Genomic DNA, 22,892 nt, shown 5'->3' with positions numbered 1-22,892 from the left:
AATTGCAAGGAGGCTGCCATGTCCGAACGTATTGAACCGGGTTCCCGCCCGATATTCCGACTGGTTGCGTGGCTCGGCTTGCTGGGCCTCACCGTTGCAGGAACGCTGGTCTGGCCTTCGCAGGCCCGGGAGATGGCGCGGTTCGTGATACTCGGACTGGTGTCGGTCGCGCCGCTTGTGATACCGGGGATTTTCCTTTCCGCCTGGATGATGGCCAGCGGCGCCGACGCCCATATTGCGCGGGCCTTCGAGGGACGGCGCGTCACCGCCATCCTTGCAGCCTCGGCCATCGGAGCGGTAACGCCGGTCTGCGGGGTCACCGTGTTGCCACTGATGGCCGGCCTCTTGGCCGCGGGCATACCGCTGGCGCCGGTCATGGCCTTCTGGCTGTCATCGCCGGTCACCGATCCGGCGATGCTGGCGACAACGGCGGCCACACTCGGGATGGGATTTGCCGCCGGCAAGACACTCGCGGCCTTCGGCCTCGGCCTCTGGGGCGGCATGATCACGTCGGTCTTTGCGAAAAGAAGCTGGGCGACAGCCGCTCTGCGCAGCAACGCCATCACCGGTAACATTTCGAAATCCGCTTGCGGCACGCACCTGCCCTTCGATGCACGGATCTGGAAGGACGCGGCACGGCGCGGGATATTCCGGCGGACCTTCAGTGCCACGACACGGCTGATCCTGATCTGCCTCATTCCGGCATTCGCGGCGGAATTTGCGCTGAACGCTGCCCTGCGGCCGGAAGCGCTGGCCGCCTATGTGGGCGAGGATGTCTGGTGGGCCATTCCCTTTGCCGTTTTCGTCGGCGCGCCGGCCTATCTGGACGGATACGCGGCCCTGCCGCTGACGCGCGGCCTGATGGAGCACGGCATGTCCCCCGGTGCGGCCATGGCTTTCCTGGTTTCCGGCGGTGTCGTCAGCATCTGGGGTGCGATGGCGATCTTCCCCGTCCTCAGGCTGACACCCTTCCTTCTCTACCTCGCCCTCGCGGTCAGCGGGTCGCTGATCGCCGGTTATGTCTATGGCTGGCTTGCGTGAGCTCCTAAGGTTTTCTGCGGCCGGTCAGAGGCCTCACGACGACGCCCTCCTATCTGTCGAGGGTGGCCCTGGACCGGTCCCATAGCCCCGTTATTTCCTCGGACAGCGTTAACGGATCGAAGGGCTTCACAATGATACCTGTTGCGCCGAGTTTCATGTAGGCTTCCTGCTCATGGGTTTGAGCCTTGGCTGTCATGAAGACGACCGGGATATCCTTCGCTTCGGGCATTTTGCGAAGGTGTTCGAATGTTTCCGGACCACTCATCTTCGGCATCATGACGTCCATCAGGATGAGCTGCGGCGCGAATTCGATCACCGTCTCGAGCGCTTTGGGGCCGCTGTCGCAATGTTTTGCGTTGAAGCCACCAAGATCCTCAAGGGTCATCATGACGACCTGGGCGATCGACTCGTCGTCTTCGACGTACAGGATCCTCGTCAATTTCTCAGGCATTGTTCACGCTGGCCTTCTCGTCGGGCAGGCAGACAGGCAGGGTAAAGGTGAAAATCGAGCCCACGCCCTCTTCGCTCTCGAATTTTACCGTACCATCGAATGCTTCGATAATTTTCTGGGTAATGTTCAATCCAAGTCCGCTGCCGCCTTTCACCCGGGTTTCGGACCCGTCCGCCTGAGCAAACTTTTCAAAAACCTTGTTGCGGAAGACCTCGGGGATACCCTGACCGTGATCGCGCACCGAAATCGTTGCCTCGCCGGCGGAAGTCAGGGACACGCGGATTTCGATCCTGTCTCCTTCATCGGAAAACTTGGCCGCATTGGACAACAGATTGACCAGTGCCTGGTTGAACCTGTCCTGATCGAGGTTCACATAGACGTCCGGCACGTCGAAACGCAGTTCGAATTCGACGCCGTATTTTTCCGCAAAGGACTGCTGTCTCTCGACAACATCGCTGACAAGCCGGCAGATTTCGACGGCCTCCAGCCGGTATTCCATCTTGCCGGCGGCGATCTTCTCAATGTCGAGTATATCGTTGACGAGACGAGACAGGCGCTGGCAATTGTCATAGGAAAGCTGAAGCAGTTTCCGGCTTTTCTCGTCGACGTTGGCGCCGGCCTTGGCCATGAGCAGACCGAGAGAGCCCTGAATTGACGTCAGGGGCGTGCGCAATTCATGGCTGACCGTTGAAATGAATTCATCCTTCATTCGGTCGAGTTTCTTGCGCTCGCTGATATTCTGAAGGATGCCGATGACGCGGGTCGGACGTTCGCCTTCCTCGCAGGCTGCCTCCGCCTGAAGCTGGACCATCTTCTCCATACCGCCGGCAAGCTGGAGGCGGCAGTCGATGTTCAGGGCGCCTCGCTTGTTCAACAGCCTGGTCAGGGCCGAGTTGATCATCGGCCGGTCGTCGGGATGAATGAAGGCAAGGAACCGGTCCACGGTCTTCGAGGCGGTGTCAGGCTTCGTGTTCAGGATGCGATTGACTTCATCGGACCACCAGAACACCCCGGTCTCGACATTCAATTCCCAATTGCCGAGAGACGCGATCCGTTGTGCCTGAGCAAGTCTGTGCTCGCTGACCGACAGGCTGCGGGTCTTTTCCATGACCATTGCCCGAAGCATCTCGGCCCTGCCACTGACAAGCAGGAAGAACGAGGCGATAATTCCGGTAATCAAGACCCCGCCCAGCAGGATGATCCAGGAATTCGCCGAGCGGTTCTGAGCAAGGAATTCAGGGGTCGGGTTGATCTCGAAGCGCCAACGGCGGCCGGCAAAGTCGATGAGGGTTGTAACAGTGAACTGTGTCGCGCCCCCGAAAACGCCCGTTTCGTCGAGAACACTGACGCCGTCGTCGGCGCGCTGGCTCTGAAAGAGAAACTGATCGGTTGGAGGGGCGCTGTCATCGAACAGACGGAAAATAAACTGCTCCGACGCTATGTCATCAAGCGCGGCGTTTACAATGTCATCCCCCCTGAGGACACCGACCATATAGCCGTCGATATGCCGTCTGCGGTCCTCGAGGGTTACGGGGCTGGTGCCCGGCTTGTAAACGGGCATGAAGACGAGCACGCCGAACTGTTCGCCAGTTTCCTGAACGAGCGTAATTCTGCTGGTTGCGATCGGCTGCCCGGTGTCTCTGGCCTTCTCGAAAGCTTGTCTGCGTGTGACATTCGACCCGACGTCGAACCCGTGAGCGCCCTTGTTGACGTCATACGGCTCGATAAAATGCACGGCGACATAGTCCTGACGCTCTGACGCGGGGACCAGTCCGGCCGTGTCGTGCCGCTCGACGACGGCAAATTCCTCAAAGCCCTCGTCGCGCGTTCGCTGTTCGAACGCCGCGCGGTCCTGCGGGTAGATCACCGGATTCCAGGACAACGCCTGAATGCCTTCGAACGATCTGAACGCACGATCGGAAAACGCCTTGAACGTCTGCCTGTCCAGGTCCGGCGACGCAACACGCAGGCCGGCAAGGGAGTTGAGCACGTTGATCTGCTGCTCAAGGGTGCGTTCAAGCGCGGGCGGAAGTGACGCGGCTTGCCGGGCAAAGTTCAACTGCAGGCGCTCGCGGTCAAAATCCGATCCGGCCACGGTCAATATGACCGTCAGCAGGAACGATACCAGGATCGGCACCGTGACGATCATGCGCCTTGGTTTCCAGTCCGCCGAAAAGCCCAGGAGCCAGACCAGGGACAGAGGCACGAAAATGAACACCCCGATCGTGTCACCCGCCCACCAGGTTCCGAGGTTTGCCAGATAGTCCGTCATCGAGACCTTGCCGGCGGCATAGAGAACCGACGTTCCGATAGTCGAATTGATCAGGCATGCGACGGGTCCGGCCCAGAAGAAAAACGAAAACACCTGTTTTTCCGTGTCGAGACGGTTTGGATAACCTGCAAATTTCCGGACGAGGAGAGAACTTGCGACCGCCTGAAGAACCGCCCCGCCAGCGATACCGGCAGGCACTGCCGCGGCCTGCAGGACATCCGCAAGAGATCCGGCCTCCATGTCCAGGCTGAAATTGGTGAGAAAGGACCCGAAGAAGATCCCGGGCCAGACCCTGTGGCCGTAAGCCAGTATAACGGCCACCGCAATTCCCGATGGCGGCCAGATCACGGTTGCATACCCGGGCGGGATGGCAAGCTGCAAGCCAAGCTTCCCAAGAGCAGCATAGGCAATGGCTATTGCAATAATTCGCAATACACTTGAAAGCATACGAATATTTCTCTCTGCCACTTACTGCATTATTTTTAATTTTCCGTCTCTTAAACGTACCCGTAAAATATTTATACAATCTATACGATGAGTTTTATGTTTTTGTTATTCGATAAACATCAGCAAATAACGCAATGGTGGATATATCACTATAAGTACTTCTTGGTTGTTTTGAGTTGGTTCACAGACGCGGGATCAGTTCACGCAAAGGGAAGCGGGTCAAATTCTGGCTGGCAACACAGCGGATGGGTTTAAAGCCCAGCCAAAACCCGATTTACTGTAACGCGCAAGAACAGTTGGCAGTCAGGGTTTTTTCGGGATTAAATGGGATCAACTGATTTTTGGCGGTTCTCTGCCACTTCGGGCGAGACCAGGCCATACAGGGTGCGCAACTTCACTTGGCAGCAATTGGGCCAGTCCGGCAGTGTGCGATTTGTGCCATCCGAAAAAGCGCAATGAATTCAATTGCCGCGCAATTTCAAGGTAGCAACCTTTGCCGGAATTTGGCGGCGAGTTGCTACCTTCTGAAAATCCGCAGAAATCCGCGGTGAAACGGGCGAATGCCCCGAATTCGCCTCATGCCAAGGTAGCAACTTTCAAGATCGGTTGAAGGGGCGTTTCTGAGCTCTTCAAACATTCGTCAAATGCCGCCGAATTGCCACCCTGCCCTCGACCAGAATTTCCATATCATACGTTATGCGAATCCGGCCCCTGACGGCCGCATGCCGGGCTCGTGGGCTTACCGGGGCGCAGATGCCGAATTGCGGATGGCAAAAAACCGCCGTCACTAGTCAAGATGCTTCAAAGCGGACTGTCAACCTTCTTCTCGGGACTGGCAGCTACGCGGACCTTCTTGCCGTTCATCCAACTGATCATCGCGGCGCTTATCTTATTGCGACATTGGCGCTGAAGACCAGTTAGCGGCTAACGGAGGTCAAAGGAAAAGAGTTGCAGTTTTGCCCAGCCTCAAAGCTTAGCTGCACGGCTTATCCGGATATTTTTCGCGATTTTCTATGATGATTTCTTTCGGGGAGCTGGAAAGAATATACGCTTCATTTTGGAGATTGGATAGCCGATCGAAGTCGTCAAAATCCGTGAGTGCTACTGTTTTCAAAAAGGTTAGATCTCCCGCAACCGCTTCGTCATCCAAAAGCTTATGGATCGCGGCGCCATCGATTTTCCCGGCTTCTGCCAATTTGCACAGAGCCACCACTGCGGTTCGATAGCTTGGTGTCCGCCAAATACGAAAAGACGAGTATCTTGCGGCGTCACTGGTCTCGAAGGCGGTTTTGGACGAGCGAAACACTGCACGCAGAATTGGAAACGCTTCTTTGCCTAGAGTCGTAACACTAGCGAAGGCGGAAGAGGTCGTGTTGATGGTCAGCGGATCCTTTGCCAGCGTTGCCAATTGATTTTTGTGCTTCAAGAGCTGGTCTGGCGGCAAGTTCGCGATTTCGCGACCTATTGATTTCAAAGAGCCTCGAACTTTTAGGAGGCCTTCGCTGTGCGCAATGTCCGTGTAATGCCGTGTAACGGCAAACAAGCTGTTCGAGAGGACGGACCATTGTTCATTCGTATCTGGCCTTAAGGCTTCGATCAGGTCAGGGGCGATTTTATGGGATGCGAACTCCCCAGAAGCGATAAAGTTTCCCGCGATCTCAAAAGCGGCCGGGGATCTATCGCGTCCTTTCAAAACAACGCCGTCCACGTAACTCCAAACCAGGGATCTTTGTTGTTTGGTGAGTTGTCCCTTTTTCAGAAGTTCGAGAATTTGGTCTTTGTTGCCCGGGCTCTGTAGCACGCTTCGTGCTTCTGACAGTTGTTGTTCGGAGAGAAACAGATTCTCTAGCGCAGGCATTTCCTGTATTTCGATTCTGCGTCTGAAGAACCCGCCTTCCACACTTGTATGGGAACCTTTTGCAATCGAAAATGGTGCCAAAATCGGTGCCGGTGGAAATGCGGACACGGCGGTGAATTGAAAGACTTTGGAGGCCCTTCCGTCCACGAGCGCGAAAATACTTGTACGGTCGGCGTATATCGCCTCCATGAAAGGATTAAAGCCTGACGCCCAGATGTCTTGGACAGATTTGTTCTTGTCGCCCGTCACAAGGATAAGATCCGGGGTTATCGCGTCGTCTTCCACTTTTTTGACGCAGCGGCCATTTTCGGCGAAATATGTCCGCAAATTGCTGGCAATACCCCTTGTGGAGTATTCACAAGAATCGACGCTCGTCGGCAAAAGCTCGAATGTGTTGCCTTTGAATTCGGTCGGAAGTTCGCTTTCCACGGGCCCTTCCGAGATTGTAACTCTTCTCACGCCAGCCAAGAAAATCAGCAACTCGCAGACGTCACCGCATTTGTCTATCCTTCGGGCGCCGATTACAAAAACCGACTTGCCTGAAAAGTCGGGGCTTTGCACCAGATCCGCAGAGGTGAATGTATTGGCCTTTAAGGTCAGATAAATTGCCATCAGTTGACAAATTGCGGCGGATAAACCCAAACCAAGCAGGATGCTCAAGATAATGTTTCTTGCGGTCTTGGCAGGCCAAGCATAGATCTGAATGTAGTAGAATGGCAGCGATAGAGCCAGCGTCAGACCAACGGTAGGAATTGTTCCAACTATGAATGCGAGAGGGATCGTGATGATCCCAATCAAAAATCCGAGGGTCATAACGGCCCCCGGCCCTAACATAAAAACGCCAGCCATCACGGTGATAACAACAAATGTGGGATAGACGAAGAGCGCGAATTTGCTAGGCGATTTCACACTATAGTCTCATCAAATTTATTTCTGCTTCAAGCGTGCATAAATCAATAGCCTCAACGTCAGGTTAAATCATCTGAAGCAGGTTGATCTCGGTTTGAAATTTCCCAGCGCTGTTCGGTGACTTGGCTTGTGCGCGTTCCCGCTCGAGTTTCATGTTCAGCGAACCGCACCAAAGGTCCGGCATGGGCTCAAACCGGACTTCTACCGCATATGAAACGAACGGCAGCGATCTAGTTTTTGAGAACATTTCATATGGCGCGTTATGCGAATCCGGTTTCAAGCCGGATCTCTTCAAAATCAATTTTTCAGGAAAACTGGCTGGGGTGGAAGGATTCGAACCTTCGCATGCCGGTACCAAAAACCGGTGCCTTACCGCTTGGCTACACCCCAACGCCGTGGGAACGCTGTATAGCGATGTCGCTTGATCTGCGCAAGTGTTCCCGTGGCCGTTGCCCCTCCCCTCTACCAAGGTTTTCCCCAGACGGATTTGGAGGGCTCCCGGGACGTGGCGAGGCTCTCCACGAGTGGCATCTTCAGAACGGGACCGCAGGCAGCATTGGCCGGACGCCCGGGGAGCTGGAGCCGACTGTACGAGAGGTTCGGGGTCGCGCTACGCCTGTAGGCGATACCGCGTGCAGCCTCGTCAGGAAGGCGCGCCCACAGGAAACCACGACGGCTTTTGGTCTGCGGTTTGACCAGTCTTCTGACTCGATAGAACCCGCCTCGGGCCGGCCCGTTTCCTTGCGGTTTTTCATGGGTTTCAAAAAAAGCGGCAGCGCCGAAGCAAAGCTCTTGCGGGAAGAGGTCAGCTTTGCTAAATGACGCTCCACGCAGCGTGGCCTTGCCCGCTGTTCCCGGTGGGCTTTCATCCATGAAGCCCGGTATCAAGTCGGAGTGTAGCGCAGCCTGGTAGCGCACCTCGTTCGGGACGAGGGGGTCGGAGGTTCGAATCCTCTCACTCCGACCATTTTTTCAAAAAGTTAGCGAAGAGTTCGCACCTGATGACATAGGTCCGTCACGGATCGAGATGTCAGGTCAGGCGACCGCGCGCCGTCCGGAAGCCCGCGAGCTCTCCGAGGCGCTGTCCCCCGCAAATCCGTGAAGAAGCGCCCTACTCGCCCGGCACCTGGCCGAGCGATCTTGCGGCGTCGATCTCGGTGTGGAGGCGTTCCTCTTCCTGGGCGGCGGGGACGATGAAGCGGCCGAGGAGAAGGTAGGCGACCGGGGTCAGAAACAGGGTGGATGCGGTCGCGAGGCCCAGGCCGCCGACGATGACATAGCCAAGGGCGATACGTGCTTCCGCACCGGCACCGCTGGCCATGATCAGCGGCACGCCGCCAACGATCGTGCAGATCATCGTCATCATCACCGGCCGCAGGCGGATGTTGGCGGCGTTCTCGATCGCCTCGCGCACGTTCTGGCCGCGGTCGCGCAGCTGGTTGGCGAATTCGACGATCAGAATGCCGTTCTTGGCCATGATCCCCACCAGCAGCACAAGCCCGATCTGCGAATAGACATTCAGCGTCGTGCCGGTCAGCAGCATGGCGAACACCGCGCAGGCAAGGCCCAGGGGCACGGTCGCCATGATGATGATGGCACTGATGAAGCTTTCGAACTGGGCGGCCAACACCAGCAGGATGATGACGATGGCAAACCCGAAGGTGCGCGCCATGCTTGACGACTGCTCACCCAGCGTTGCGGTTTCGGCAAGCGGGATGATGCGCGCGCCGGGCGGCAGAAGCGGTTCGGCGATCTCCTGCGCCGCCGCATAGGCATCGCCGAGGGCGACCCCGGGAGCGAGCGCGGAGGTGATGGCGACGGCGCGCAGCTGTTGCTCGCGCGCCAGGGACGGCGGCACGGCTTTTTCGGTCAGGGTGGCGATGGTAGAGACCGGGACGAACCGGCCGTCGCCGGTCCTGATGAAGATGTTCTCCATGTCCGTCGGGTCGTTGACCGGGTTGGTGGTGGAGACGAACTTCACGTCGAAGGCCTGGTCGTTGATGAAAACCTGGCCGATCTTGCGTCCGTCGAGCATCGCCTGCATGGCCGAGCCGAGGCCGTTGATGTCGATGCCGAGATCGGAGGCGCGTTCGCGGTCGATGGAGACAGACAGCTGCGGCTGGGTGGCTTCCGTCGACAGGCGCACCTGGCGGAAACGCGGATCCTTTTCCATCTCCGAGATGATGCTTTCCGCTGTCGTGCCGAGGCGGGCGTAATCGCTGCCTGCGACGGCGAACTGCAGGCCGGAGCCCGCGCCCCGGATGCCGAGGCTGTTGGGCTGGAAGGCGAAGGCGCGCACGCCGGGAACATCGCGCACCAGCGCATTGACTTCCGACAGGATCTGCTGCTGCGAGCGGGAGCGGTCCTCCCAGGGGGCCAGCCGCATCACCATGAAGCCGCTGTTCTTGGAGCCGCCGGTTCCGGCAATGGAGAAGGTGCTGATGATTTCACCGCTGTCGCGATAGGGCTGCAGCAGGTTCTCGATCTGGCGCATCTCCTGGGACAGGTAATCCAGACTGACGCCCTGTGGGGCGGAAATGCGCAGGAAAGCCATGGAGCGGTCCTCCGTCGGCGTCAGTTCCGACTTGATGGTGCCGAACAGGACCCCTGCCGATGCGGCGAAGAGGACGGAGATAGCCACGACCACCATCGGCGCGTCGAGGCAGACTTTCAGGCAGCGGCCGTAAAGGCCGCCGAGAAAACGCCCGAAGGCGCCGACAGGACCGCTGTGGCCCGACTTCTCCTCACCGGAGTGCGCCTTCAGGATGCGCGAGGCGAGCATCGGGCACAGCGACAGGGCGACGATGGACGACAGGAACACGGCGATGGCGAGCACGAAGCCGAATTCGCGGAACAGGCCGCCGGTCTGCCCCGGCAGAAACGACAGGGGCACGAAGACCGCGATCAACGTCGCGGTGGTCGCCAGAACCGCGAAGAACACCTCTTCCGTACCAAGGACCGCCGCCGCACGCGGGCCGATGCCCTCGTTGCGCCGGCGCACGATGTTTTCAAGCACCACGATCGCGTCGTCCACCACCAGCCCGGTGGCCAGCACCAGCGCCAGCAGGGTCAGGATATTGATGGAGAACCCGGCCAGATAGATGGCCGCCAGGGTGCCGATCAGGGCCACCGGCAGGGACACGCCGGGAATGAGCGTCGCGCGCCAGTCCCACAGGAAAATGTAGATGATCAGCAGGACGATGCTGACGGCAATCGCCAGGGCGATCTCGACCTCGTGAATGGCGCCGTTGATGAAGGTGGCGTCGTCGCTGGTCACCTCGATGAAGGTTCCCGCCGGCAGGTTCTCCTGGATGCGCTCCGCGGTGTCGCGCACGCCTTCCGATATTTCCAGCGTGTTCGACTGGGCGGAGCGGATGACACCGAGACCGATGCCGGACTTGCCGTTGGCGCGCAACTGGGTCTGGCCGAGATCCGGCCCGAGCGTCACGGTGACGAAGTCCCGGAGCCGGGCGCGCCGGTTGACGATGATGTTCTCGAACGCCTCGGGCGTGTCGATCGCGGCAGTGGCGCGCACGATCAGGTCCTGGTTTTGGCTGGTCAGGGATCCGGCCGGCGTGTCGAAGGCCATGGACGACAGCGCGTTGGCGACATCGGCAATCGTCAGGTTGAGGCTGGCCATCTTGGCCTGGTCGATATCGATGCGGAAGATCTTGCTGCGGTCGCCATAGACCTGGACATCGGCGACACCGGGAACGGAGGCAAGCGTATCGGCGATCTCGTCCTCGACGAGGACGGTCATGTCCTCGACCGTCATGGTGTCGGAGATCAGCCCGAGCCGCACGACCGGCTGGGCGTTGGCGTCGGCCTTGATGATCCGGGAGGGGTCGGCGTCTTCCGGCAGGTCGTTGACGATCCGGCCCAGCGCATCGCGCATGTCGGAGGCGGCGACGTCAAGATCGACATCGTCGGCAAATTCGACGGTGACGCGGCTGCGGCCGAATGACGACGCGGAAGAGATCGACTTGACGCCGGATACACGCGCAACGGCCCCCTCGATGACGCCCGTGACTTCACGGTCGATGGTTTCGGCGGCGGCGGCCGGATAGTCGGTGCTGACGGTGATGACCGGCCGGTCGACGTCGGGCAACTCGCGCACCTCGACGCCGAAGATGGCGGCGACACCGGCCACGACGATCAGCATGTTGATCACGAAAGCCAGAACGGGACGCCGGACGAAAAGGCCGGTGAAACCGAGGTCCTTGAGACGATCCATCTTCATCGTGTTCTCACAATCCCTTAAGAACCGCTTTCGGTCGATGTCGGCCGGGGCGGCTCATCCGACGCCGGGGCCTGCTTACGGCCTGCAATTGCCAGCTCCGCGCCCTGGCGCACGAGGTGAATGCCTTCGGTCACGACCTCATCGGCGGGCGTGAGCGGCGCATCCACAAGCACGCTGTCGGTGTTGCGCTGGATGATGTTGACGGGCACACGCGCGCCCTTGCCGTCGCGCACGGCCCAGACGAAGGCGCCGTCCGAGCCCCATTGCACGGCAAGCGGATCGACCGCCGGGTATTCGTCGCCGGGAAATGTCATCGCCACCTGAAACGACATGCCGGCCCGCAGCTTGTCTGCCCTGTTGGGAATGCGCGCGCGCACCTGCAGCGTTCTGCTGTCGATATCGATGCGGTTGTCGACGGCGCTGATCACGCCGGTGAAGGTTTCACCCGGGCGCGCCACGGAGGTTGCGGTCAACGGCGCCCCGACCTGAATCGCGGAGGCGTAGCGTTCGGGAACCCAGAAATCGACCAGGATTTCGCTGCGGTCATCGATGGTGGCGATAACCGTCTGCGAGGAGACGTAGTTGCCGGAGGTGATGGGCAGAATGCCGACGACGCCGCCAATCGGTGTTTCGACCGAGCGCCGCGACAGGGCCAGCTGGGCTTCCTGAAGCAGCAGGCGCGCGTTCTCCACCTCAAGTTCGGCATCGGTGACCTGAACGGCAGTCGCCGTGTTGGTCTTGAGCAGCGCCTGCATGCGTTTCAGGCGCGCTTCCGCGTCCTTTAGCGCATTGGCCGCGCGCTCCACGGCAATCTCTTCGGCATCGGAATCAAGCCGGGCGATCACGTCCCCCGGCTTCACGACTGCCCCGGACCTTACCAGGACTTCGTTCATCCGACCGCTGGTGTATGGAGTGAGGGCAACGGACTGAAGGGCAATGCTGGTGCCAATCGCGGAAAGACGATCATTGATGGTGACTTCCACCACGGGCGTCACGACGACCGCGCCCTGCTGGGGGCCCCGTCCGCGCCTTGGCTTGCCGTCGTCATCCGGCGCGACCTCGGCCACCGCGAAGGACAGCCAGTCAATACCCAGGGCGGACAATTGCGCTCCAGCGCCCGGATAATAACGAACCCAGATCACCGCCGCGATGCCGATCACGAGCAGGGTCAGCAAGAACTGTTTCCAAACCGACACGCACAAATCCCCTCAATTTCAGCAATTCATTGCTGTGTATTTCTACATATCCCCCGTAAAAATTATCTACGCCAAGTCCCCGGCTCCAACAATCGAAATTGTGTCGCAAAATGTACGCGCGGCAACACCCGCCGGTTTTCCTGCTCAGGGCTGGGGATATCTACGCACCTGCGGGCGTCATGCGCGCTTCGTCGAGCAGTTTCTTCAACACCGCGTGATCGCCGATCTGATTGGCCATCAGCAGGATCAGCCGGGCGTTATAGGCGTCGCTCTCTTCCTTGGTGAGGCCCTCATGTGCTGTCAGAAGATCGGCGTAAAAGGTATCCGGCTCCGCCAGATTAGGTGTGGTGATGATATCCGCCATCAGATCTCCCCTCCCTTGCCGAGCGCAATCGACAGCGCCGCCGTTACGTCTTCCCAGTTAAGCGACTTCCAGCGGGCCGCGACATGCTGGTCGGGGCGTATCAGGTAGACCGCTTCTTCAGCTTCCCCCAGATAGCGCGCCCTGAGTTCCGGCCCGATGTCCTCATGCGCAACAGTCAGCCCCTTCAGCGGCACTCCCAGAAGTTCGCTTTGCGCCGGCACCTCGATGCCCAGCCCCAGAAGCGTGAAGTCGCCATCGGTTCCCTCCAGCAGCCACGAGCGGCCCGCCGGGGCATCCACCGGAGGACTGCCGGGACGGGTGCGGGCGGGCAGGCCTTGCGCATCAGGACCGTTCAACGGCGAGCCGTCATAGGTGCAGGGCACGGACAGACGGCCGGAATTCACCATCGGCCGGGCGAAGGCATGACGCTCGGAGAGATCCAGAACCGCGTCGCGGAAGATCCGGCTGATCTCCGATTTCGGCGTGATGAAATCCGTCGAGCGGCTGCTCTGGAGAATATTCTCGTCCGCCGCCGTCTCGCGTTCGAAATCATATGATTCAATCAGCGCTTCCGGCGCCTTGCCGGACAGAACCAGCTTCAGCTTCCAGCCGAGATTGTCGATATCCTGAAAGCCGGAATTGGCGCCGCGCGCCCCGAAGGGCGAGACCTGATGGGCACTGTCGCCGGCGAAGATCACACGTCCATGGCGGAACTTCTCCATCCGGCAACACTGGAAGGAATAGACCGACACCCACTCCAGGTCGAACTCGACGCCCTCGCCCAGCATGTCTTTCAGCCGCGGAATGACATTTTCCGGTTTCTTTTCCTCTTCCTTGTCGACATGCCAGCCGAGCTGCAGGTCGATCCGCCAGACGCCGTCCGGCTGTTTGTGCAGCAGGGCCGACTGGTCCCGGTTGAAGGGCGGGTCGAACCAGAACCAGCGTTCGGTCGGAAAATCCGCTTTCATGACCACATCGGCAATGAGGAAATTGTCCTCGAAAATGCGCCCCTCGAACTCCAGCCCGAGCATCTTGCGGGTGGGCGAACCGGCCCCGTCGCAGGCAATCAGCCAGTCGGCTTCCAGTTCGTAGTCGCCGTCCATGGTGCGCACGGTCAGGGCCGCATGGTCCGTCTTGCGGTCGAGACCGACCACCTTGTTGCCGCCGCGCAGTTCCACCGGCTTGCCCGCCACCTGAAGCGCCCGGATGCGCTCGACCAGGTAGAGCTCGCAATAATACTGCTGCAGATTGATGAAGGCCGGGTGTTTGTGGCCCTCCTCGGGCAGCAGGTTGAACTCGTAGACCTGCCGGTCGCCGAAGAACACCTTGCCGACGTTCCAGACGACGCCCTTGTTGACCAGTTCCTCTGCGCAGCCGAGGCGGTCGAGGATTTCCAGCGTTCGTTTGGAAAAGCAGATCGCGCGCGAACCGGAGCTCACCTTGTCGTTGTCGTCCAGAACGACGACCGGAATGTCGGCCTGGGCAAGATCGATTGCCATGGCCAGACCGACCGGCCCCGCGCCGACGATGATGACCGGATGGCGCACCGGCTTGCCGGCGTCCTGGTCGGCGCAGCGCTTGTACGGATACAGCGGCGCTTCAAACAATTTGGTCACAGGCTCTCCTCCCGGCTCCCGCGTCACAGATATCTTTCGGCCGCCGGATGGCGCTCGAATTTCAGAAAGAACTCATCCAGTTGCGGCGGCGAGACACTCGTGCCGGCCAGCATGGCGTGAACCTGGCCGCGGTGATGGACCTGATGCTGGAACAGATGCAGCAGCGTTGCGCCGATTGTCTCGGTATGCCGGCCCTTTTCGCCCCTGTCCTGTCCGACAGCCCGCTCCAGATCCGCCTCCCGCAGATCGTCGCAAAAGGAGATGAGCGACCGGTCCAGTCCCTGCTGAACCGCTCTCAGCTCCGCTGCCGTATCGAGGGGCGGCGCGTCGTAGACCGAACGGCCCCGCCCCTCTTCCTTCAGGGCATCGAGATAATAGCGGTCCACCTCGCAAATATGATTGAGGGTGTCCCGGATCGAGGGAAAAAAGCCGCTGCGCTCGGCCGCAAACTCTGCCTGATCGAGTTTGCAGCAAGCCTCGAGAAGCCGGTCGTTGGCGTAGGCATTGTTGCGCGCCATCAGGCGCAGATGCTCAAGGGCAATGCTCATCGGTTAGCCTTGCAGATCCGCCCACATCTGAGCATCGCGCTCGGCTGTCCAGATGCGCGGCGTATCGATGTCGAGCGCCTCGTCATAGGCACGGGCGACGTTGAACGGCAGGCAATGTTCATAGATCGCATAGTCGGAGAATTTCGGGTCGCAGGCCGCCCGGCAAGCATCCCAGGCTTCTTTCAGGGAACCGCCGCGCAGGGCGACACGGGCGACCGGCAGATAGGTCGAACGGACGAAATCCCGGGTGGAATCAAGCGCCGCGTTGACCATGTCCGGACCGATGAGCGCGTCACCACGGCCCGGTGCGATGGCGTCGAGATTGAAATTGCGGATGCGCTCCACGGTGCCCGGCCAGTCGTGGAAGTGACCGTCGCCGCAGTAGCAGGCCGAGTGATATTCGACGATGTCGCCGGTGAACATCACATTGGCATCGGGCACGTAGACCACCATGTCGCCGGCGGTATGCGCGCGGCCGAGGAACATCAGGTCGATGCGGCGCTTGCCGAGGTAGACCGTCATGCGGTCGTTGAAGGTGGTCGTCGGCCAGGTCAGGCCCGGAATGCTCTCGTGGCCCTGGAAGAGACGCGGAAAGCGGGCGAACTCGCTGTCCCAGTCTTCCTGGCCGCGCTCGGCGACCATGGAGCGGGCCTTTTCACTCATGATGACGGTCTGAGCGCCATAGGCGGAGGCGCCCAGCACGCGCACGGCGTGATAATGGGTCAGCGCCAGATGAGTGATCGGCTTGTCGGTAACCGAGCGCACCTTCTCGATCACCTTACTGGCAAGACGCGGCGTTGCCTGCGCCTCGATGATCATCACGCTGTCGTCGCCGATGATGACCCCGGAATTCGGATCGCCCTCGGCGGTAAAAGCCCACAGATCCCGGCCGATCTCCGTGAAAGAGATTTCCTTCTCGGTCATATCTCCGGCGGATGCGAATTTTTTGGTCATCGGTTCTCCTAGAGCCTGTCACAAGACTTCTGTGTGGTACCCCCACCCCTAACCCCTCCCCACAAGGGGGAGGGGGATCACGCAGAGCCTGCCGGCGGTGAGGTTCTTTCTTGAAAATACAATACTGGTTTTCTGGGTCTCACCTGAAACGAGGTCAGTCCCCCTCCCCCTTGTGGGGAGGGGTTAGGGGTGGGGGTCCAACGCCTCAATTTTTTCAACCGTCTGCTCGATCGCTCCGAAAATCGAATGGCCGTCGCCGTCCAGCATCTCGATGCGCACCGTATCGCCGAATTTCAGGAACGGGGTTTTGGCCTCGCCCTCCAGGAGGGTTTCCACGACCCGCTGCTCGGCAATGCAGGAGTAGCCCGCGCCGCCCTGGTCCAGCGGTTTTCCGGGGCCGCCATCGAGCTTGTTGGAAACCGTGCCGGAACCGATGATCGTTCCGGCTGACAGACTGCGCGTTCTGGCGGCATGTGCGATCAGGTCGCCGAAGTCGAAGGTCATGTCGATGCCGGCGTTCGCGCGGCCGAAAGGTGCGCCATTAAGGTCGACTTGCAGCGGCAGATGCAGCTTGCCGCCCTTCCAGGCATCGCCGAGTTCGTCCGGTGTCACGGCGACCGGCGAGAAGGCGGAGGACGGCTTGGACTGGAAGAAGCCGAAGCCCTTGGAAAGCTCGCCCGGGATCAGTCCGCGCAGGGAGACGTCATTGACCAGAAGGACGAGCCGGATGGCCTCGCGGGCGTCTGCCGGGCCGACGCCCATCGGCACGTCGCCGGTGATGACGGCGATCTCGCCTTCCATGTCGATGCCCCAGGCCTCGTCGCGCATCCTGACCGGATCGCGCGGAGCCAGGAACGTGTCGGATCCGCCCTGATACATCAGCGGATCTGTCCAGAAGGTGTCGGGCATATTGGCGCCGCGCGCCTTGCGCACGAGTTCGACGTGATTGACATAGGCCGAGCCGTCCGCCCACTGGTAGGCGCGCGGCAAAGGCGAGAGAGCCTCATGCTCGTGAAAGCGGATCATCGGCACCGCTTCATGGGAAAGGCTTTCGGACAACAGCTGCAGTTTCGGCGCCACCTGGTCCCAATCGTCCAGGGCCGCCTGCAGAGTTGGGGCGATATGGCCCGCCTCGGTGCACCAGGTGAGCCTGTCATTGACCACCACCAGCCTGCCGTCTCGGCTGCCGTCCTTGAGCGTTGCCAGTTTCATGTGTGCGATCCGCTTCCTGTGATCGTCAACCTTCGAGGCTGACGATGGTTTCTCCCGCAAAGGCGTCCGTCGCCTTCAGCAAATCCGTTTCATCAAAGACCGGCAGTTCCACTGGAAAGTGCCGGCGAAGACGCGCCCCGTTACCGGTTCCTGCGAGGATCTTCTCCCGCTTCCGGCGAGGCCTCACAAACCAGAAGATCGCAGTCTCAGGCGAAGTCCGCAAGCGCCGGAAATCCGAGCGGTGCCAGCAAACCGGAAAGGACCAGGCGGTCTTCCCTTGCCGAGGTTTATAACCCGCTCATTCCTTTTTCCCGGGCTTCTCCCAGGTTCCTTCCGGAGTGCCGTCGAATCTTTTCTCCAGCGTGTTCCAGCAGTCGATGTAGTCGTCCTGCAGGGGTGCTTCCTTCGCGGCGAACTCGGTCAGTTGCTGCGGAAACCGGGTTTCGAACATGAAGGACATCGTATTGTCGAGCTTTTCCGCCTTCAGGTCCGCATTGGAGGCTCCTTCAAAGGCATTCTTGTCGGGACCGTGCGGCAGCATCATGTTGTGCAGGCTCATGCCGCCGGGCACGAAGCCCTGCGGCTTGGCGTCATACTGTCCGTAGATGTTGCCCATCAGCTCGGACATGATGTTCTTGTGATACCAGGGCGGACGGAAGGTATTTTCCGCAACCATCCAGCGCTCGCGGAACAGCACGAAATCGATATTGGCGGTTCCCGGAACGCCGGAAGGCGCGGTCAGCACCGTGAAGATGGACGGATCGGGATGATCGAACAGGACCGCGCCTATCGGGCAATAGGTGCTGAGATCATACTTGCAGGGCGCGTAATTTCCGTGCCATGCGACCACGTCCAGCGGCGAGTGGCCAATCTTCGTTTCGTGGAACCCGCCGCACCATTTCACCGTGACAGTGGACGGCACCTCGCGGTCCTCGAAATGAGCGACCGGGGTCTTGAAATCCCGGCGATTGGCCATGCAGTTGGCCCCGATAGGTCCCCTGCCCGGCAATTCGAACTTCTGGCCGTAGTTTTCGCAGACGAACCCGCGGGCCGGTCCCTCGATCACCTCGACCCGGTAGACCAGTCCGCGCGGCAGGATTGCGATCTCTCCGGGCTCCAGCTCGATCACGCCGAGTTCGGTGCAAAACCGCAGGACACCTTCCTGCGGCACGACCAGAAGCTCACTGTCGGCGGAGTAGAAATATTCGTCCTCCATGGACTTCGTGACCAGATAGATATGGCTCGCCATGCCGACCTGGGTATTCACATCGCCCGCCGTCGTCATGGTGTGCATGCCGGTTAGCCAGGTCAGCTCCAGCCCGGAATGCGGCACCGGATCCCAGCGGTACTGGCCGAGCGAAATCACATCCTCACAGATATTCGGAGCCGATTTCCAGAACGGCAGGTCGATCTTCCTGAACCGGCTGGTGTGCCTGACCGACGGGCGGATGCGGTAACACCAGGTGCGCTCGTTCTGATGGGAAGGCGCGGTGAAGGCCGTGCCGGAAAGCTGTTCGCCGTAAAGACCATAGGCGCATTTCTGAGGGCTGTTCATGCCCTGTGGCAGCGCACCCGGCAGGGCCTCGGTCTCGAAGTCATTGCCGAAGCCCGGCATATAACCCAGATCCGGCGCGTTGCGGCGGCTGTTCACGTGGTAGGGACTGCTGTCCGTTCTCTGGTCCATGATGTCCTCCCGGTCCGGAGAAATAATTAGTTACAGATGTAACTTTTTGCCTTTTGATCGTCAAGACGGTTTCAGCCCAGCTCTCCGTTGTGTTCCCGCTTGGATGCTAACGCATTATGAAACTTGAACTTTCTGGATTCGCTCCAGGAATCTTCAGAGAAGAACCAACTCTGTTGGCACCCGACTTTCCCGTTGAAGCGGAATCCGGCTTGCACCAAGGGCAACAGACTGATACAAACAAGAACATAACATGAACATTTGAGGTTTCCGATGCGGCTGGCCGACCCCACTCTTGAGCAGTCTTCTGTGGCGCTGTCGTCATCCTCCCCCTCACCGGAGGCGCGGGAGACGGATGTCACGCCGGAAGACGTACGCACCATGACACAATACCTGCGCAAGGCGCGCGACCGCGCCATCGACATCCGTGAGCGGTCTCCAGCGGGCAGCTATCTTGAAAGCGTCCTGACCCGCACGATCGACAGTCTGACGCTGGAATTGTCGCAGCTCGACTACCTTTTGACGTCCAAACCCGTGAACGTGGTGATGCACACGCGGCGGATGCGGCCGGCGATCTGATCGATTGGCGAAGTGACGGTGCCGTGTTAGATCATGGCCCTTTCCAAACGCAGGGTTGACGACCATGACCGCACATTCCGGTTCCTGTCTTTGTGGCGCAGTAAAGTTCCGTATCAACGGCGCATTCGAGGGTTTCTTCCTGTGCCATTGCTCCCGGTGCAGGCAATCCAGCGGATCGGCGCATGCCTCCAACCTGTTCTCGCCCGATGGCACAATCGATTGGGTTTCCGGCCGAGAAAACGTCAAGGTCTATCGTCTGCCGGACACCCGCTTCGGCAAGAGTTTCTGTTCGACCTGTGGCTGCGCACTTCCCAGGGAAAGTGCAAGCGGTACGGGGCTGGTGGTTCCGGCAGGCTGCCTGACGACTCCGGTTGCGATGAAGCCCAACGCACATATCTTTACGGCCAGCCGGGCGGATTGGGATCACGATCTGGAAACCGTTCCGTCTTTCGACGAGCTCCCCTGACACTTCAAATCACGAAAAAACAGGCAGGAACTAAGCCGCAGCCTCGTCGCCCGGCGCGGTCTGCCAGCCGAGGTCCGTGAGGGTCACGATGCGATTGCCGCGCAGGTCGGTGGCGCAGACGAGAAAGCCGCGCTCTTCCATATGGCTCAGAAGCCAGCGCGCCCGGCCGGGGGAGCGGGTGCCATAGGCGGTGGCGATTTCCAGGTTGCCGGGACAAGCCGCCTTGCCGAGCGCTGCCTTGGCAAGCAGCAGGTAAACGCCACGCATGTCCTGAGGCAATTCGGCGGCGATCAGTTCGGCCTGCGCCCAGGCACCGTCATCCATCTCGCCTTTTTCGACGCCCGCCCGGGCGACGGAGAGCTTTTCGCGGAAAACCTGAAGATCGGGCGCACCGCCGGGCAGTTTGGCAATCCGGCAGCGGACCTGGAAGTCCTGATAGAGCGTTGCGATCGGCTGAAAGGCGGCGTCTTCTTCGCTGAGGATTTCCGCGATGATCCCGGCAATCTTCTCTTCCCGCTCACCGAAGTCCAGAAGGCTTTCCGCCTGAGGTTCTGCCTCTTCCCCTGCCCTTTGCGCGCTCGAAAGCTGGTCGAGAACCTCGCCCGTCGACATCACAGGCTCGGCGAAACGCTGGCGGACCGGCTGCACTTCGTCGGTGCCAGGCGTGAAAATGAGATCCATCGCATCCTGTTTGGGCTGCTCCGGCAAGGGCATCAGCTTCGGGCTGCCACCCCGGCCCATCGTCTCGACGGGACCGATCTTGACCGGCACTGGCCGCCGGGAGAGCGCCGGGCCGAGAGCGATGAAATGACCGCGGTCGAGATTACGGAAGCTTTCCGCCTGACGGCGCTCCATGCCGAGCAGGTCCGCCGCGCGGGCCATGTCGATATCAAGGAAGGTCCGGCCCATCAGGAAGTTCGACGCTTCGGCGGCGACGTTCTTGGCGAGCTTCGCCAGACGCTGCGTCGCGATAATGCCGGCAAGGCCGCGCTTGCGGCCACGGCACATCAGGTTCGTCATGGCGCCGAGCGAGCGTCGCCGGGCTTCCTCGGTCACCTCGCCGGCGGCGGAGGGGGCAAAAAGCTGCGCCTCGTCCACAACCACGACCATCGGATACCACAGGTCCCGATCCGCATCGAAAAGCCCGTCCAGAAACGTGGCCGCGGCTTTCATCTGGCGGTCGGCATCGAGCCCTTCCAGGTTCAGCACGACCGAGACCCGGTGCTGGCGGACCCTGGCGGCGATCATCTGCAGGTCTTTTTCCGTGCCCACGGCATCGACCACCACATGTCCGAACTTGTCGGCCAGCGAGACGAAATCGCCTTCCGGATCGATGATCGCCTGCTGCACCCAATTGGCGGACTGTTCCAGAAGACGCCGCAACAGATGCGATTTTCCCGAGCCTGAATTGCCCTGTACCAGAAGCCGCGTGGCCAGAAGCTCTTCAAGGTCGAGCCCGGCCCGCGCGCCGCTTGTCAATTCTCCGATGTCAATCTGTACCGTCATGCAACCACTTCTGGCACGGCCTTGCGCCGTGCGGCGAAAACTCCGTCATGTGAATTCGTGCAGTGCGGTAGTCAGCATGATTCCTCGCCTCATGCAAAGCTGCCGGCGCCGCATATCCAGGTTTTCCCGGAAATCCACCGGTCGGCAAGCAAGGCCCAGCCCACTTCGAACGGCAATTCAGAGCTTTTTACTTCATTTACCGGTCCGGCACACCATTTCTGGAAACAGGACTTTTCAGATGGCTTATAAGTATTCTGGAACGGGAGAGACAGAATGAAAATTCATGCGGACCTGACACAGCGTGTCGTTGTCGACAGCACCGAACTCGATTGGGTGCCCTCTCCCATGGCAGGGGTAGAACGGCGCATGCTGGAAAGGGACGGTGAAGAAGTGGCCCGGGCAACCAGCCTGGTGCGGTATGCGCCAGGATCCGCCTTTTCCAGCCACAACCATGATCTGGGTGAGGAATTTCTGGTTCTCGACGGGGTATTTTCAGACGAGACCGGAGACTTTCCCAAAGGCATGTATGTGCGCAATCCACCCGGTTCACATCACGTGCCCTCCAGCGAACCGGGAGCCGTCATTCTCGTCAAGCTGCGCCAAATGCGCCCGGACGACGATACATTCGTGAGGGTCAACACGCTTGACCCGACCGGCTGGCAGGCCGGCCGGCCCGGCGAGAGCATCCTGCCGCTTCACGTGCGCCCGGACGAGGAAGTCGTAATGCTCGATTGGGAGCGCGGGACACGCTTCGCGGAACAGGACTTTCCCGGAGGAGCAGAGTACTTCGTCGTCGAAGGCAGCTTCGAGGACAAGGACGGGCGCTACGAGCAGGGCACCTGGATGCGCCTGCCGCCGGGAAGCCGGCAGAAGATCGAGACAGCCAGCGGGGCGCGCCTATGGCGCAAGACCGGGCATCTGGACACCCCGGACCGGTGATCCGACAGCCGTGTCCAACACCGTGGTCACGATCTTCCTGTGAAATGGCAGGATCAGCGCAAGGTACAGATAGCCGAAGGCATTGTGCCGCTTGCAGCAGGTCGCCGCGAAAATCCGGGGCCGGTCTCCTGACGTGCGGAAGATCGACAGACGGAAATCCTGATGCCAGTCGTTCTCACCGAGAACAATCTCTTCCTCGCGAATGTCATAGACCTTGAAGAATCCGATCCTGTCTCCGGCGTGTCTTTCGCTAACCGGACCGGCCCGCTGATCGCGGGCAAGGTCAGCCGTGGTCTTCATGCCGAGAGGCGCCGCCATCTTGTCGCGCATCGCGAGCAACGACTTCATCCAGCCGATGTCTGCATTGAGCATATGATCGGCCACGACCCGCATGTCGGCTGTCTGTAGATCCGTTCGCCCTTCAAGCGAAACGGAAAACACATCCAGATAGTCTCCTGACGCGATATACGCGTGGAGGAGGCTTTCCTCCGGTAGTTCGTCACTCTTGCTCATGGGACGCTCCGCCAATCCTGTGCGGACAGCTTGCGCCGGTCTCGAGAAAAACGCACCGCGCGGATTGCCGCAGCAGCGCGTCCCTCGTTGCGGATCCGCC

Annotated in this window: 17 protein-coding genes and 2 tRNA genes; 5 read left to right on the top strand and 14 right to left on the bottom strand. The window is 60.1% G+C overall.

Annotated features, from left to right (window positions below; translation table 11 throughout):
- Positions 1-18 precede the first annotated feature (18 nt).
- Entirely contained in the window at positions 19-1,041 is a 1,023-nt protein-coding gene (locus Q1B40_RS07235) for a permease (protein ID WP_299811883.1), read from the top strand.
- 49 nt (positions 1,042-1,090) lie between these two features.
- Here the strand turns inward: Q1B40_RS07235 and Q1B40_RS07230 are convergent, their stop codons facing one another.
- The 4 genes from Q1B40_RS07230 to Q1B40_RS07215 form a co-directional block, all read right to left on the bottom strand.
- Positions 1,091-1,492 (bottom strand): response regulator, encoded by a 402-nt coding sequence (locus Q1B40_RS07230; RefSeq protein ID WP_299811881.1) that lies wholly within the window; start codon positions 1,490-1,492, stop codon positions 1,091-1,093.
- Positions 1,485-4,211, bottom strand: coding sequence for a CHASE domain-containing protein (locus tag Q1B40_RS07225; protein ID WP_299811879.1), 2,727 nt, complete (start codon positions 4,209-4,211; stop codon positions 1,485-1,487). The genes Q1B40_RS07230 and Q1B40_RS07225 overlap by 8 nt, the downstream gene beginning before the upstream one ends.
- Positions 4,212-5,184: 973 nt before the next feature.
- Positions 5,185-6,978, bottom strand: a complete 1,794-nt coding sequence (locus Q1B40_RS07220) for a hypothetical protein (protein ID WP_299811877.1) — start codon at positions 6,976-6,978, stop codon at positions 5,185-5,187.
- A gap of 315 nt (positions 6,979-7,293) precedes the next feature.
- Positions 7,294-7,368, bottom strand: a tRNA-Gln gene (locus Q1B40_RS07215).
- Between the two features lie 500 nt (positions 7,369-7,868).
- Between Q1B40_RS07215 and Q1B40_RS07210 the strand changes: the two genes are divergently transcribed.
- Positions 7,869-7,945, top strand: a tRNA-Pro gene (locus Q1B40_RS07210).
- Between the two features lie 144 nt (positions 7,946-8,089).
- On the opposite strand, the gene Q1B40_RS07205 is transcribed toward Q1B40_RS07210, so the two are convergent.
- The 8 genes from Q1B40_RS07205 to hmgA form a co-directional block, all read right to left on the bottom strand.
- The gene (locus tag Q1B40_RS07205) at positions 8,090-11,218 is read right to left on the bottom strand and encodes an efflux RND transporter permease subunit (protein ID WP_299811875.1); all 3,129 of its coding nucleotides are present in this window, start codon (positions 11,216-11,218) and stop codon (positions 8,090-8,092) included.
- 17 nt (positions 11,219-11,235) lie between these two features.
- On the bottom strand, positions 11,236-12,414 hold the full coding sequence (locus tag Q1B40_RS07200) for an efflux RND transporter periplasmic adaptor subunit (RefSeq protein WP_299811873.1): 1,179 nt from the start codon (positions 12,412-12,414) through the stop codon (positions 11,236-11,238).
- A gap of 160 nt (positions 12,415-12,574) precedes the next feature.
- Positions 12,575-12,778, bottom strand: coding sequence for a DUF2783 domain-containing protein (locus Q1B40_RS07195; RefSeq protein ID WP_299811872.1), 204 nt, complete (start codon positions 12,776-12,778; stop codon positions 12,575-12,577).
- Positions 12,778-14,394: an FAD-dependent oxidoreductase gene (locus Q1B40_RS07190; protein ID WP_299811870.1), complete on the bottom strand. Its 1,617-nt coding sequence runs from the start codon at positions 14,392-14,394 to the stop codon at positions 12,778-12,780. Before Q1B40_RS07190 ends, Q1B40_RS07195 begins: the two co-directional genes overlap by 1 nt.
- Positions 14,395-14,417: 23 nt before the next feature.
- Entirely contained in the window at positions 14,418-14,942 is a 525-nt protein-coding gene (locus tag Q1B40_RS07185) for a DinB family protein (protein WP_299811868.1), read from the bottom strand.
- Between the two features lie 3 nt (positions 14,943-14,945).
- A complete protein-coding gene (locus Q1B40_RS07180; RefSeq protein WP_299811866.1) occupies positions 14,946-15,896 on the bottom strand; it encodes an MBL fold metallo-hydrolase in 951 nt (316 codons plus the stop codon).
- A 183-nt stretch (positions 15,897-16,079) separates the two neighbouring features.
- Complete coding sequence (locus tag Q1B40_RS07175; protein WP_299811864.1) at positions 16,080-17,108, bottom strand: fumarylacetoacetate hydrolase family protein; 1,029 nt, start codon at positions 17,106-17,108, stop codon at positions 16,080-16,082.
- A 298-nt stretch (positions 17,109-17,406) separates the two neighbouring features.
- Positions 17,407-18,792 (bottom strand): homogentisate 1,2-dioxygenase, encoded by a 1,386-nt coding sequence (gene hmgA, locus Q1B40_RS07170; protein WP_299811862.1) that lies wholly within the window; start codon positions 18,790-18,792, stop codon positions 17,407-17,409.
- A 270-nt stretch (positions 18,793-19,062) separates the two neighbouring features.
- Here hmgA and Q1B40_RS07165 point away from each other — a divergent pair, with 270 nt between their 5' ends.
- Positions 19,063-19,368 (top strand): hypothetical protein, encoded by a 306-nt coding sequence (locus tag Q1B40_RS07165; RefSeq protein ID WP_299811860.1) that lies wholly within the window; start codon positions 19,063-19,065, stop codon positions 19,366-19,368.
- 64 nt (positions 19,369-19,432) lie between these two features.
- Positions 19,433-19,834: a GFA family protein gene (locus Q1B40_RS07160; protein WP_299811858.1), complete on the top strand. Its 402-nt coding sequence runs from the start codon at positions 19,433-19,435 to the stop codon at positions 19,832-19,834.
- A gap of 30 nt (positions 19,835-19,864) precedes the next feature.
- Here the strand turns inward: Q1B40_RS07160 and Q1B40_RS07155 are convergent, their stop codons facing one another.
- Positions 19,865-21,340 carry an ATP-binding protein gene (locus tag Q1B40_RS07155; RefSeq protein WP_299811856.1) on the bottom strand — a complete coding sequence of 492 codons (1,476 nt, stop codon included), beginning with the start codon at positions 21,338-21,340 and terminating at the stop codon, positions 19,865-19,867.
- Between the two features lie 273 nt (positions 21,341-21,613).
- On the opposite strand from Q1B40_RS07155, the gene Q1B40_RS07150 reads away from it, so the two are divergent.
- Positions 21,614-22,279 (top strand): cupin domain-containing protein, encoded by a 666-nt coding sequence (locus tag Q1B40_RS07150; protein WP_299811854.1) that lies wholly within the window; start codon positions 21,614-21,616, stop codon positions 22,277-22,279.
- Here Q1B40_RS07150 and Q1B40_RS07145 read toward each other — a convergent pair.
- On the bottom strand, positions 22,238-22,792 hold the full coding sequence (locus tag Q1B40_RS07145) for a DUF2867 domain-containing protein (protein ID WP_299811852.1): 555 nt from the start codon (positions 22,790-22,792) through the stop codon (positions 22,238-22,240). The genes Q1B40_RS07150 and Q1B40_RS07145 overlap by 42 nt on opposite strands.
- Positions 22,793-22,892 lie beyond the last annotated feature (100 nt).

The sequence above is a fragment of the uncultured Roseibium sp. genome, assembly GCF_947496995.1.
Lineage (GTDB): Bacteria > Pseudomonadota > Alphaproteobacteria > Rhizobiales > Stappiaceae > Roseibium.
The sequence above is the reverse complement of the archived record's forward strand: the minus strand, read 5'-3'. Positions and strand labels throughout refer to the sequence as shown.

Excerpts from the sequence above, each read along its gene's own strand:
- Q1B40_RS07235 (WP_299811883.1), top strand. The coding sequence starts at position 19 with ATGTCCGAACGTATTGAACCGGGTTCCCGCCCGATATTCCGACTGGTT.
- Q1B40_RS07230 (WP_299811881.1), bottom strand. The coding sequence starts at position 1,492 with ATGCCTGAGAAATTGACGAGGATCCTGTACGTCGAAGACGACGAGTCG.
- Q1B40_RS07225 (WP_299811879.1), bottom strand. The coding sequence starts at position 4,211 with ATGCTTTCAAGTGTATTGCGAATTATTGCAATAGCCATTGCCTATGCT.
- Q1B40_RS07205 (WP_299811875.1), bottom strand. The coding sequence starts at position 11,218 with ATGAAGATGGATCGTCTCAAGGACCTCGGTTTCACCGGCCTTTTCGTC.
- Q1B40_RS07195 (WP_299811872.1), bottom strand. The coding sequence starts at position 12,778 with ATGGCGGATATCATCACCACACCTAATCTGGCGGAGCCGGATACCTTT.
- Q1B40_RS07185 (WP_299811868.1), bottom strand. The coding sequence starts at position 14,942 with ATGAGCATTGCCCTTGAGCATCTGCGCCTGATGGCGCGCAACAATGCC.
- Q1B40_RS07180 (WP_299811866.1), bottom strand. The coding sequence starts at position 15,896 with ATGACCAAAAAATTCGCATCCGCCGGAGATATGACCGAGAAGGAAATC.
- Q1B40_RS07175 (WP_299811864.1), bottom strand. The coding sequence starts at position 17,108 with ATGAAACTGGCAACGCTCAAGGACGGCAGCCGAGACGGCAGGCTGGTG.
- hmgA (WP_299811862.1), bottom strand. The coding sequence starts at position 18,792 with ATGGACCAGAGAACGGACAGCAGTCCCTACCACGTGAACAGCCGCCGC.
- Q1B40_RS07165 (WP_299811860.1), top strand. The coding sequence starts at position 19,063 with ATGCGGCTGGCCGACCCCACTCTTGAGCAGTCTTCTGTGGCGCTGTCG.
- Q1B40_RS07160 (WP_299811858.1), top strand. The coding sequence starts at position 19,433 with ATGACCGCACATTCCGGTTCCTGTCTTTGTGGCGCAGTAAAGTTCCGT.
- Q1B40_RS07155 (WP_299811856.1), bottom strand. The coding sequence starts at position 21,340 with ATGACGGTACAGATTGACATCGGAGAATTGACAAGCGGCGCGCGGGCC.
- Q1B40_RS07150 (WP_299811854.1), top strand. The coding sequence starts at position 21,614 with ATGAAAATTCATGCGGACCTGACACAGCGTGTCGTTGTCGACAGCACC.
- Q1B40_RS07145 (WP_299811852.1), bottom strand. The coding sequence starts at position 22,792 with ATGAGCAAGAGTGACGAACTACCGGAGGAAAGCCTCCTCCACGCGTAT.